Below are 12,145 nucleotides of genomic sequence, written 5' to 3'. Positions count from 1 at the left end.
CGCGCTAACCCCTAATCTCCATCACCGCGTACACCCCATCCTTCGGCACGACCACGGTGACGTTTTCCACCGGCACGCCTGCCGCGAGGTGGATGTCCTGCAGTTGCTGCAGCGTCCTCGGGTGAATATCCTCCCAGCCGATACCCCGCAGCACAAAGTCAATGTGCGGGCTGCTGGTGAGCATGTTCGACACAATCACCGCCCCGCCGGGCTTGACCAGCCGCAGCGCGCGCTGGAGAAAAATCACCGCGTCGGTATCGTTGAAGTATTCAAATATCCCCAGCGCGTCGACCAGTTCGGCCTGATGCTCGCCCAGCTCCAGCAGCAGGTCCTCATTACGCACCAGCGTATGGAGCAGGTTGCGCCTGAGCAGGGTCAGCTGTTCGCCCACCACAATCCCTTCCTGCGCCGCCATGGTTTCGGCCCAGCTGAGCGCCACCGGGTCTTTGTCCACCAGCGTGAGATACACCCGCTGGCCGTCAAGCTTTGCTTCGCGCAGCGCCTCCAGCACCGGGATAGCGGCGCCGCTCGCGAGGCTGACCCAGTTGTTCTCGCTTTCATTATGAATGTGCTTATCCACCAGCGCGGCCAGCACCCGGGCGCGAGAACGCACGCCAACCGCATCGTTAGCGTGGATAAACCACTGGCGGCTGTCGCTGTCCATTTTCGTGCCGTCGGGCAGGCGGTCCTCCAGCGGGTTTTGCACCACAAACAGCGCCAGCGCGGAGGGCACCAGCCGGGTGCGCCACGCGGTGAGCGCCGGGCGGTTGCGAAAGGCCTGTTCGGAATAGCGATTCTGCGGGACAAGCACGGCCAGCCCCCCTTCGTCGTATTCCACCCGCGGCGGCCGAAGTGCCGGCTCCGCTTTCAAGGCGCGGTCAAGGGAGGCGATCTCGCGGGCAGCATCGTCTTTCATCGGCCACTGGTCGCTGACGTCGGGAAATGACGCGCTGAAAATCGTCATATTTTCCGGTGCATCGCCGCGAAAAGGCTGCCAGTTCATGTCGTCATCCCTCCGTTAGGCTTTTAACGGAAGTCTATCCAGGCGAGCCAGTAATACCCTACGAAGAAAGCACGAAATAGGTGCATCAGTTCTGCGACGTGCGCCATACCCCCGGCGTGCAGCCGTACTCGGTCTGAAAATGACGAATAAAGTGGGCGCAGTCGCTAAACCGCATCCGCCGCGCAATATCCGTCACGCTTTGCTGAGAGTTTTTCAGCAGCCAGCAGGCATAGCGCAGCCTGGCGCTGCGAATAAATTCCCGCGCCGTTTTGCCAAACTCGGCGTGAAACAGGCGGTTGAGCTGACGTTCGCTCAGCTTAACGTCCTGCGCGAGCCTGGCGGCGTTCAGCGGGTGAGTAAGATACTGTTCGACGGTCGTCACCGCCCTGCGCAACCGTGAATCAGGTATCATGGCGATATTCGCGGGCCGCGGCGTGGCGGCGTCATGCGGAGGAAGGGACAGCCGCCGGGAGGTGGTGGCCGCAATGTCGTCTCCCCCGTGGGCGCGGATCAGCGCCGTGACCAGGGTGAGCGTTGAGATCCCGCCCGGGCAGGTCAGCACATCGCCTTCGTCGATAAAATCGAGGCCTTGCTCAGCATACACCTGCGGAAAACGCTGCGTGAAAACGTCATGGTGATGAGGATGAATCGAGGCGCGGCGCTCGTTCAGTAAGCCTTCCTCCGCCAGAATAAAGCTACCGGTACCAATACCAATCAGGGGCACGTTGTTGTGATAAGCATCCGTGAGAAACGCTCTGTCGCCACGGTGTCCCCGGTGAAGATGCTCCAGACCTCCACCAATCACCGCAATATAGTCAAAGTCGCCGGGCGGCGCATGGGCGGCCTCGGGCCGCACGCTGAGCCCTGAGCTGCTCACTATCGGTAAGTCGGGATAAGTGCTTATCAGGCTGAGTTTAAAACGTACTTTCTGGCTACGCTTCTGGACGCTGGATGCAATACGTAACGCCTCTATCAATCCTGAATATGCGAAAAGCGAGAAATGGGGCCACAGGAGTAAACCCATATGCAGGGATTTATTCCGTGCAGGCGTCATTCTGACGCTATCATCAATTATATTTTTCATTAACTTGCCGAAGAATAATTACATTATCGCAACATTATTGTTGCTGTTATATTTTCCTAAGATAGGTCCTGGCTGTTAAATCAAACATAAATGATGGTTGCAAAAACTTAAAAACATTTCTCCCTGTCGCTATCCGTTTTTTGACGTGTGGCACACATAGGTCGGCAGCGTTCCCAGAATAAATAAATAATTCTCATTCTGCTGTTTCTTAATACGCATATAAATATTCTTATTCGGATAGATAAAAAATAAGGGCTCGTACTTCTCCAGCCAGCTGTCGCTGATGTTGTCGTCCGGAAATTTCATATTGCGTATGGACGTCAGATTATAGACGCTGTCTTTGCGCTCAATCTGAAAGAAAACTTTGCGATTCAGGGTCTTCGTAGGATCGCTTTTCAACCGGCCATTCATACTGAGTATTCCGCTGTTACCCTCCACGGTGTAATTCAGCCACAGAGAGAGCGTCTCATCACGGTGATGCTGAATAAAGTTCGCCTGGCAGGAAAAGGGCTTGATGTAATGGCGATGCAAGAGGTAATACGTCGCCACGACAGCCCCTATCAGCAGGCACAGGCAGAGCACAACAAGCGTTTGACGGTAGCGAACCATACTAGCGATCCTCTATAAAATAATCGGACATACAGCGGTTGGGTTCCGTCATCGGTCTGTCACAGCGAATGACCGATGCACGGGGCAGCAGGATGTAACCGCTGACGTACACCCAGGGATAGTTCGCGCACTGGTCCTTAAACGGGGCGGCATAGGCCAGGGCTTTATCCCTGTCGCGCTGCGTTTCAATATCGCGAGAAAAATAGAGCTGACACTCGCCCATCTTCATCGCGAAGCGGTACCCGTCTACGAAATAGCTGTCATGCAGCAGGTTATGGCTGATAACGCTCACGCCAGCCAGCATCAGCAATAGCACCAGCGCGCCCGACAGCCAGAAGCGGTTTCTTGAGACCGTCGGGGCGACGGTCTCTTCGTAGACATCCGGAGCAGCACATTCTTCCTCTTCAGCCTGCGGCTGCATCTCTTTAATAGTGATTTGCGTATCGCTTGCGAGCGTCAGCCCTATGCGCGGGATAGTGACAATTGGATCGGTTTCGAAACCCACCTTCTTCAGACCTTTGCGCAGAATAGAAATGTTCTGGTAATAGGTATTAGGCGAAACCAGCATCCCCCGGCGCTGCCAGACAATATCCATGCACTCCTGTTGAGTCACAATACTTCCGACTCTTTCTATTAATAACAACAAACAGCGGCCCGCCGGGGAATTTAATACCACCACCCGGTCAGGATTGTTGAGATCGCGTAATGTGCTGGCGGCTGGGTGAAACTCTACCAGGCCATTAATAATGTAATGCTTATGCATAGAATAGGCTAAATACCTCCGGTCAACGCCTGTTGCTCCAGTAGATTCCCTTCACGGTTAACCTGCGTATCCCTCGCCTGTGTAAGGCTTAATGTGACGGATAATTGCGCAACTGTATATCCTGGCACCTGGCGAAAAATCTTATTTTTCCTTTCTCTTTATCTGACCGGTCTGAAGTTTTCTTAACCGCCATTTAAAGCCGTCTTGACACTGACAAAACTCGACAAAGGCGCCCGTTGAACGCTTTAGCCATTGTTGTCTGAATTATTCAGCGTGCTTAATTTGTTTTTTTGATAAAAAGCAGAGGGGACGCTCTCTGCCAGCGGGTTTCGAAATTACAACCAGTTCGAAAGCTGTCGTCTTAATTAACAATTTCGCCACGAAACTGTTAGCTACCGTCAGTAACTACCCTCATCACATGACGTCAGCAGACTATTTCCTTACAAAACATTTATTAAAGCTAACTTTTCAATAAAAACTACCGGTATGATTATTTACAGGCAGATAAGCAAAAGCCGGTTTAGCGAGGAGAAATTGACGCCACACCTAAACTGTACTTAAAACAAATTAAGATTAATTCAGGTTACCTATTTAACGCCCTGAGTATAGTGGGCTCACACCGTGCAATGCTTAATTGCTTCGAAAATACAGGCATCGCTCTGCCCGACAGAGGAGTCTCATTACAATTATAAATCGAGGGAATGACATGGCGAATAAACTCAACAACACACGTCATTTAAATATCGCGCTATTGGGTGGAGATCACTTTGCGCGTCAGGGGATCGCCGCGTTATTAAAAAATATCACCCCGACCATGCAGATAACAGCATCGTTCGATAATTATGCGGAGATCGAAACAATACTCGCGGCCGCACCGGTAGACTTAATTTTTTTATCCGGTACGGAGAAATATCACGCGGGATATGATTGCCTGAAATATATCAGGAAGATGAAAGTCCTCTATCCCGACGTACTTATTTGCATGTATTCCGCACCGGCAAATTCCTGGCTGTGGATACGCGGTGAAATAGACGCCTATATCTCGCTACAGGACCCGCTTTATCACTGGCGAGCCAGCGTATTAAAAATGGTCGATAGCCGTTATCGCCCAATAAAAAAACCCACGGCGTTATCGCTGACGCCGGGTGAATGGAGGGTATTGAAGGAACTACGAAAGGGTCTGGATATGCGTTACATCGCCGAAACAGAGCAGCTTTCTTACCGTCGTGTCAGCGCGTTAAAAAGCTCAGCGATAAGAAAACTAGGGCTCAGGAACAAGACAGATTTGCTGGTCTTTTTAACCAGTTAGACCTGCTGCTTTCAGAGCAAATCTCGACATAACACCATAATGGAATCAGGACAATGAAAGCTCAATTCAATAATAAAACGCTGCTTGCGATCGCTATTGCGGCAGTACTGCCAGTGGGCTCGGTGCTGGCTGCCGGCACCAGCGGCGGCACGGTGAACTTTAGCGGCAAAGTGGTGACCTCCGCCTGCGCCATCAGCGCAGGAAGCGCCAACATTGACGTGGATATGGGTGAAGTGCGGACCGCAACGCTGAAGACGGCAGGCAGTGAAGCCAGCACGGCAAAAGCGTTTGCCATCACCCTGGAAGATTGTGAAATCGCCGATACCTCAGCCTCAACGGCAGAGAACCCGATTGCTGCGACCACAGTGGCCGTCACCTTCACCGGTACGCCGGACGGTTCCGATGTCAATAGCTTGTCCGTCGGTGCAAACGGCAGCGCCAACTCTGCGCAAAACGTGGCTATTCGCCTTTATGACGAGCAAGGCAACGTGGTGAAGCTGGGTGAACCGGCATCGGCCATCCCTCTGCGTAAGGGTGCCAACACACTGAACTTCAGCGCGAAATATTACTCGCCGAAGGGCGGCGCCACCGCGGGCGATGCCAGCGCCGTCGCGACTTACACCGTGACCTATTCGTAATCTTCAGGCCCGGTCTGCGAGCCGGGCCTGTCTTAGCTTTCAGGAGAAACACTATGCGCGTAAATACATGGATTTGCCTGGCGGGCGCGTTATGTTCATCCGCCGTCTATGCCGGTGGCGTGGGATTGGGCGCAACGCGAATGGTCTACTCCAGCGCCACCAGCCAGGCCATGATGCAGGTGAGAAACACCCATCCCGAGGCCACGTTCCTCATCCAGTCCTGGATGGAGAATGAGAAAGGCGAACGCACCAACGACTTCGTGATCACGCCACCGCTGTACGTCATGAAACCGGCCAGCGAAAGCGCGGTAAAAATCATGTTTAACGGCAAAGCCCTGCCAGAGGATCGGGAGACGCTCTACTGGATGACCGTCAAAGCCATCCCCCAGCAGGCTAAAAGCGGCTCCGGGAACACGCTGCAGTTTGCGTCGGCTAACCGCATCAAGGTCTTTTATCGCCCAGAAGGACTCAGTGAGAGCCCGGCAGAGGCATGGAAAAAACTGGCCGGTGTCTACCGTGCCGGAAAGGTTACGCTCAGCAACCCCACGCCGTACTACCTCACCACCATCAACGTGAAAATTGACGGCATGCCGGTGCAGCCGGTGATGGTGCCCCCGAAAGGCAGCGTGACGCTGGCCGAAACCTTCAGCCATGCGGGCAGCATGAGCTATCAGACCATTAACGATTACGGGGCATGGACTCCCGCCACGCGCGCGTCGTTATCCCAATAAAAAAAGTAAGGCGTGACCACGTGAAAATAAAAATCCTGTGCGCCACGGTGATCTCCCTGGTGATTCGGCAAGCCGTGGCTGCTGAAAGCGAGCTGCAATTTAACCCCGCATTCCTCAACGGCGAGAGCGCGAACAGCGCCGATCTCGCCTGGGTCAACGCCGGGAGCGCGTTGCCGCCGGGTGATTACAACCTCAACGTGTATATCAATACCAACTACGCGTTCACAGGTAACGTCACGTTCCGCCTTGCTGAAGACAGTACGGGTGAAGCACTGCCCTGCCTCACGCCCGAGCAATTCGACGCGCTGGGCATCGATAGCCATCAGGCGAAGGGCGGAGTGCTGCCGCTGGCGCAACGCTGCATCGTCTTAACGAAGGCGTTTGCGGATACGCAGTTTGATCTGGACCAGAAGACGCTCACCCTGAGCTTCACCGTACCGCAAAGTGCGATGCGCAATTTGCCGCGCGGATATGTCAGCCCGGAAAGCTGGGAGGCGGGCATTCCTGCCGCGTGGCTGAATTACGTGGTCAATGGTTCGAATAATGAATATCGCGGCGAGACGCGCACACGGGAACAGCAGCTATTTGCAAGCCTCAACAGCGGCGTCAACCTGGGCGCGTGGCGGCTGCGTGATTTCACCACGTGGACCAAAGACAGCAATGAACTTGCCCACGTGCAGACCTGGCTGCAGCGCGATATTCACGCCCTGCGCGCGCAGGTGTACGCCGGGGAAACGTACACCTCGGCGCAGGTTTTCGACTCCGTGGGCCTGCGCGGTATCGCCCTGAAAACCGATGACAACATGCTGCCCGCCAGCCTCAGCGGCTATGCTCCTGAAGTCCGGGGCATTGCGCGCAGCAACGCCACGGTCACGGTTCGCCAGAACGGCAACATCATCTATCAAACCTCCGTTCCGCCGGGGGCGTTCGTGCTGAAAGATCTCTACCCGACCTCCTCGGGAGGCGATCTGGCGGTCACCATTCAGGAGAACGACGGCAGCAAAACGCAATACACGCTTCCCTTTGCCAGCGTGCCGAACCTGGTGCGTAACGGACAGGTGAAATATGCCCTGGGCGCCGGGAAATACCGTCCGACGGGCAATCAGGACGCGCCCTCTTTCGCGCAGGGCGAGCTGTTCTACGGCTGGCGATACGGCCTGACGTTTTACGGTGGGGCGCAGTTTGCCGATCGCTATAACGGCCTGGCCCTCGGGTTTGGGCAAAACCTCGGCCGCTTTGGCGCCTACTCCATCGACCTGACCCACGCCCGCAGCCAGCTGGCGGACGATCGGCAATATACCGGTGATTCGGTGCGCCTGCGCTACAGCAAGCTGCTGAACGACATTGGCACGCGGGTTAACTTCTTCTCGCTGCGCTACTCCACGAAAGGGTTTTATACCCTCAGCGACACCACGTACAAAGGCATGTCGGGCGGATCGCCAAAGCAGACGGTGGAAGACGATGGCACCGTCACCACCCAATACGACACTGTGTACAACCTGCGCATGTCGCGTAAGGCAAAAAACCAGCTGCTGCTGTCGCAGCCGATGGGAGAATACGGCTCGCTGTCACTGTCGTGGGATCAGCAGACCTACTGGAACACATCAAATACCACGCAAAGCCTGCAGTTTGCGTGGAACGCCACGTTTCGTAACGTGTCCCTTGGCGTCAGCGTCCAGCGAAGCTCGAGCCTGTATGACGACAAGAAAGATAACATCCTGTCGATGTCGATTTCGGTCCCGCTGGGCAACCCGACGCTGTCAACCCGCGCGCGCTTTACCACGACCCATGCGGACTCCACTGGCACCACCACCAGCACGGGCGTGAGCGGCTACCTGCCGGGTGAGGAGAATCTGTTCTATAGCGTCAACCAGCGCTACAGCGCGCAGCAGCACTACGGCGGCGATGCCACCCTGCAGTACGAAGGCGCGTGGGGAGACTACAACCTGGGCTACAGCTACGCCAGCGACTCCCGCAACCTCAGCTACGGCATCAGCGGCGGCGCGGTAGTGCATGAAGATGGCCTGACGCTGAGCCAGCCGCTCGGGAACACCAACATTCTGGTGAAAGCCCCGGGGGCAAGCAACGTCGCCGTGCTTAACCATAAGGGCATCAAAACGGACAGCCGTGGCTACGCGGTGATCCCGTACGCCACGCCGTACCGCGTTAACCAGGTCGCGCTGGACGTGACGACCGCTGGCAACGACGTGGAGCTGGAAAACGCCATCGCCAACAAAACGCCTACCGATGGCGCCCTGGTTCGCGCCACCTTCGCTACGCACCAGGGGGCAAAAGCGATGTTTATCGTGCGTCACGGCAACGACGTACTCCCCTTCGGCACGCTGGTCTCGCTCGATGATGACAAAACCAGCGGCATCGTCGGCGATGGCGGCAGCCTGTATCTCTCCGGTTTGTCAGAGAAGGGCACGCTGAACGCCGTGTGGGGTCGCGGCAACCGCCAGCGCTGCGCCGTTACCTATGCCTTAAACAAGCAGAACTATAGCGCCCGCACCGGTCTTTATTCTCAGGAGGTGGTATGTCAGTAACGCTTCGGATCGGCTGCATTGCGCTGCTGCTGGTTTTCACGCTCCCCGTTCGCGGCTACGACGTGCTGGTCTCCGTCACCGGCAATTTGATCGGCAACACCTGCGTGGTGGCGCAGGACTCCGGGGAGCAGAACGTGCCGCTGGGCACTATTGGTATTAAACAGTTCAGCCGTGCCGGGGCCGTCAGCAATATCAAAACGCCCTTCACGCTCAGGCTTGAAGCGTGCGGGCCAACCTTTGCTGGCGTAAAAATTCGCTTCAGCGGAACGCCGGATGATGCCAACCCGCAGCTGCTGAAAATTGCCGACGGTGGCGCTACCGGCGTGGCGGTGCAAATCCTCGATAAAGAGAGCGTACTCATTCCCCTGAATACAAAGACCACCGCATACGGAACCGCGGGGGATGACAGCGTACAGATGACCTTCTACGCGCAGCTGGTTGCCACCGCTACGCCGGTGAGCGCCGGTGATGTGTCAGCCCTCGCCACCTGGACAACGGAGTATCTATGATGCGTTTAGCGTTTCTTCTCAGCGGATTACTTTTCTGCGCCAGCGTACAGGCGCTGGACTGGAAATCGGATATTACGCTCTCCCCTCAGCCGATGACCTACAGCGGGCCAGCGGACTCCGTGGTGCCGGGCAGCATTATCGGCTCAACCTGGAGCGCCACCGCCAGCGTGCAGCAGGTGTTCTGGTGCGGGCTTATTTTTACCTGCAACAAAGGCACGCTGCAGCCCAGCAGCAGCGCCATCTCAAGCGGTGCGACGGTCACCGTCGACGGCGCGAATTACACCATTTTTGAGACCGGCGTACCGGGCGTGGGATATATCATCGGGCTGAAGGATTTTAAGAGTACACAATATATTCCCCTGCAGACCGGTATCACGCAAAGCTACCCGGCAGAGGGCACCAGTGGGTTTGCCCAGGATCTGGGATGGTCAGCAAAGGTCACCTTTATTAAAACCGGTGCCGCCCTTAAATCCGGCGTCTATCAGATCCCGACCATCAACGCCGCGGTGCTCACCGCCTATAACAACGAGACAAAAACGGCGCAGGTGATTATCAGCCCGACCACCATCACGGTGACCGCCAGCGGGTGTACGGTCGGCAGCAAAAACGCCAGCGTGGCGCTGGGCACCATTGATATTCGCACCCTGCCCACGGTGGGAAGCACGTCGCCATCGGGAACGTTTACCGTCGGCCTGACCTGCGACGCGAACGTGGCGGTTCACGCCGTGATGACCGATCAGACCACGCCGTCGAACACCTCGTCGGTGGTGACGCTGACCGGAGACTCCACGGCGTCCGGCGTTGGGGTGCAGTTTTTCTACAACGGCAGCGGGCCGCTGACGATGGGGCCGGACAGCTCGGCCGCGGGTGCGACCGGACAGTTCTTTATCCAGAGCACCACGGCGGCGCAGACGCTCACGTTACCGTTCCAGGCGCAGTACATCCGAACCGGCGAACTGGTCCCCGGCTCGGCCAACGCGCTGGCCAGCATTACGTTTTCCTACCAGTAGGGACTATTGCTTCACCCACACCAGCTGGTCAACCCGGAAGCCCAGACTGCGCGCGGTGTTCAGGTAATCCTGCTTCACCGCATCCGGGATGGTCGGGGTGCGCGACAGGATCCACAGGTAATCGCGGTTCGGGCCGCTGACCAGCGCGTACTGGTACTTATCGTCCAGCCTGATCACGTTGTAGCCGCCGTAGAACGGGCCGAAGAACGACACCTTCAGCGCGGCCGTGGTTGGCTCGCCGGTGAAGTACGCTTTGCCTTCGCTCTCGTTCCACTTGTTCTTCACCGGATCGTAGCCCCGGTTGAGCACGCTAATGCCGCCGTCGCTGCGCTTGCCGTAGGTAGCGGTTACCTGCTCCAGCCCGCGCTCAAAGCGGTTTTCCAGACGGGCGACTTCGTACCATTTGCCAAGATAGCGGCTGGCTTCGAAGTTGGTGATAGGCTGCACGCCTTTCGGTGGCGTAGGGGATTTACAGGCGACCAGCGTCAGCGCAATGGCAACACCGGTCACAACAGGCCATAGCTTCATGAGAATTCCTTTCATTTGCACGGTTGGATGTTAAGTGTAGTGCACCGTTTCGGCGCTTCATCCCGTTCGGGAAAATTCGTAGTATATTGAGAGTATTCCTCCACTCTGGACACGGACATGGCTTACTCCATCGGCGAATTCGCCAGACTCAGCGGCATCACCGCCACCACCCTGCGGGCGTGGCAGCGTCGCTATGGTTTACTCAAGCCACAGCGCACGGAAGGCGGCCACCGCCAGTACAGCGATGAGGATGTCCAGCAGGCGCTCAAAATCCTCGACTGGGTAAAAAAAGGCGTCCCGATCGGCCAGGTCAAACCGCTGCTGGAACGCCCAACGCCGGGACGGACCAACAACTGGCAAACCCTGCAGCAGAACATGCTGCAACGCCTGCAGGACGGCAAGGTCGAGTCCCTGCGCCAGATGATTTACGACGCCGGACGCGAGTACCCAAGGCCGGAGCTGGTCGCGAACGTGCTGCGCCCGCTGCGCAGCCAGGTCTCGGCCAACGTCGCCGCCGCCATGACCCTGCGCGCGATCCTCGACGGCATCATCATCGCCTACACCTCGTTTTGCCTCGAAGGCGATAAAAAAGCGCCGGGCGATAACATTCTGCTCAGCGGCTGGCACCTGAACGACCCGTGCGAGATCTGGCTCGAAGCCCTAACGCGCACCGGCCAGGGCCACCGCATCGACATCCTGCCGGTTCCGCCTGACGCGCTGGCGCCGGAAATTTTCCCGGAGCGTAAATGGCTTCTGGTCACCAGCGGCAAGCTCACCGCCGCGCGGAAAAAGCAGGTGGAGCAGTGGCAGCAGCAGGTATCGCTTGAAGTAATTATCCTCTGATCATTTTCTCCTGCGGGAATCTTCACGAAAAGTTGAATATTTTCCCGCGCCGCAGATGCTAACGTTTTCCTGTGACGTATAACTCCACAGGAAAATACCATGAAAAAAACTGCCCCTCTGCTGATGCTGGCCGCGATGGCCTTTACCCCTGCCGCCTTTAGCGCCGCCCCGGCCGGCACCCTGAGCGTACACATCCTCGACCAGCAAACCGGCACGCCTCCACCGGGCGTCACCGTCACGCTGGAAAAGCAGCAGCAGGACAAATGGACCCCGATCGCCAGCGGCAAAACCGACCACGACGGCCGCATCAAATCACTCTATCCGCAGGACCAGGACATGCAGCCTGGCGTGTATAAAGTGACCTTCAAAACCGCAGAGTACTTCCACGGCAAAAAACTGGACTCCTTCTTCCCGGAGATCCCGGTGCTGTTTACCGTGACCCGCACCAACGAGAAGCTGCACATCCCGCTTCTGCTGAGCCAGTACGGTTATTCGACCTATAAAGGCAGCTAAGGCGCATTGATTCTAAAGGAATAAAAAAAATAGTTCCGCGAATACTTGGACAAATTAGT

General features: G+C 56.6%; 13 protein-coding genes. 8 read left to right on the top strand and 5 right to left on the bottom strand.

The genetic code is table 11. From position 1 onward, the window contains the following. Positions 1 to 4 precede the first annotated feature (4 nt). The 4 genes from FOY93_RS00375 to FOY93_RS00360 form a co-directional block, all read right to left on the bottom strand. Positions 5 to 1,003, bottom strand: coding sequence for a class I SAM-dependent methyltransferase (locus tag FOY93_RS00375; RefSeq protein WP_143344468.1), 999 nt, complete (start codon positions 1,001 to 1,003; stop codon positions 5 to 7). 85 nt (positions 1,004 to 1,088) lie between these two features. Further along, the gene (locus FOY93_RS00370; RefSeq protein ID WP_133295388.1) at positions 1,089 to 2,027 is read right to left on the bottom strand and encodes a GlxA family transcriptional regulator; all 939 of its coding nucleotides are present in this window, start codon (positions 2,025 to 2,027) and stop codon (positions 1,089 to 1,091) included. A gap of 189 nt (positions 2,028 to 2,216) precedes the next feature. Beyond that, complete coding sequence (locus tag FOY93_RS00365) at positions 2,217 to 2,696, bottom strand: YqeJ family protein (protein WP_127729066.1); 480 nt, start codon at positions 2,694 to 2,696, stop codon at positions 2,217 to 2,219. 1 nt (position 2,697) lies between these two features. Next, on the bottom strand, positions 2,698 to 3,459 hold the full coding sequence (locus FOY93_RS00360) for a winged helix-turn-helix domain-containing protein (protein WP_127729064.1): 762 nt from the start codon (positions 3,457 to 3,459) through the stop codon (positions 2,698 to 2,700). A 706-nt stretch (positions 3,460 to 4,165) separates the two neighbouring features. Here FOY93_RS00360 and FOY93_RS00355 point away from each other — a divergent pair. Genes FOY93_RS00355 through FOY93_RS00330 form a run of 6 tightly spaced genes read left to right on the top strand, consistent with a single transcriptional unit; the run spans position 4,166 to position 10,202 of the window. Beyond that, the gene (locus FOY93_RS00355; RefSeq protein ID WP_143344467.1) at positions 4,166 to 4,768 is read left to right on the top strand and encodes a helix-turn-helix transcriptional regulator; all 603 of its coding nucleotides are present in this window, start codon (positions 4,166 to 4,168) and stop codon (positions 4,766 to 4,768) included. Between the two features lie 53 nt (positions 4,769 to 4,821). Then, positions 4,822 to 5,406 carry a fimbrial protein gene (locus FOY93_RS00350; protein WP_115876728.1) on the top strand — a complete coding sequence of 195 codons (585 nt, stop codon included), beginning with the start codon at positions 4,822 to 4,824 and terminating at the stop codon, positions 5,404 to 5,406. Between the two features lie 53 nt (positions 5,407 to 5,459). Then, entirely contained in the window at positions 5,460 to 6,137 is a 678-nt protein-coding gene (locus FOY93_RS00345; protein WP_115876729.1) for a fimbrial biogenesis chaperone, read from the top strand. Positions 6,138 to 6,157: 20 nt separating this feature from the next. After that, positions 6,158 to 8,683, top strand: a complete 2,526-nt coding sequence (locus FOY93_RS00340; RefSeq protein WP_143344466.1) for a fimbria/pilus outer membrane usher protein — start codon at positions 6,158 to 6,160, stop codon at positions 8,681 to 8,683. After that, the gene (locus tag FOY93_RS00335) at positions 8,674 to 9,192 is read left to right on the top strand and encodes a fimbrial protein (RefSeq protein ID WP_111964279.1); all 519 of its coding nucleotides are present in this window, start codon (positions 8,674 to 8,676) and stop codon (positions 9,190 to 9,192) included. Before FOY93_RS00340 ends, FOY93_RS00335 begins: the two co-directional genes overlap by 10 nt. After that, complete coding sequence (locus FOY93_RS00330; RefSeq protein ID WP_115876789.1) at positions 9,192 to 10,202, top strand: fimbrial protein; 1,011 nt, start codon at positions 9,192 to 9,194, stop codon at positions 10,200 to 10,202. The genes FOY93_RS00335 and FOY93_RS00330 overlap by 1 nt, the downstream gene beginning before the upstream one ends. A gap of 3 nt (positions 10,203 to 10,205) precedes the next feature. Here FOY93_RS00330 and FOY93_RS00325 read toward each other — a convergent pair whose 3' ends face one another. Beyond that, complete coding sequence (locus tag FOY93_RS00325; protein WP_008500115.1) at positions 10,206 to 10,730, bottom strand: lipocalin family protein; 525 nt, start codon at positions 10,728 to 10,730, stop codon at positions 10,206 to 10,208. Positions 10,731 to 10,847: 117 nt separating this feature from the next. Here FOY93_RS00325 and FOY93_RS00320 point away from each other — a divergent pair, with 117 nt between their 5' ends. Together FOY93_RS00320 and uraH are read left to right on the top strand one after the other, a co-directional pair. Beyond that, a complete protein-coding gene (locus FOY93_RS00320) occupies positions 10,848 to 11,573 on the top strand; it encodes a MerR family transcriptional regulator (protein ID WP_133293485.1) in 726 nt (241 codons plus the stop codon). Between the two features lie 99 nt (positions 11,574 to 11,672). After that, entirely contained in the window at positions 11,673 to 12,086 is a 414-nt protein-coding gene (gene uraH / locus FOY93_RS00315; protein WP_133293484.1) for a hydroxyisourate hydrolase, read from the top strand. Positions 12,087 to 12,145 lie beyond the last annotated feature (59 nt).

It is taken from the genome of Enterobacter sp. 18A13, from assembly GCF_007035975.1.
GTDB lineage: Bacteria > Pseudomonadota > Gammaproteobacteria > Enterobacterales > Enterobacteriaceae > Enterobacter > Enterobacter vonholyi.
Note: the sequence above shows the minus strand (reverse complement) of the source record. Positions and strands in the feature narration are given on the sequence as shown.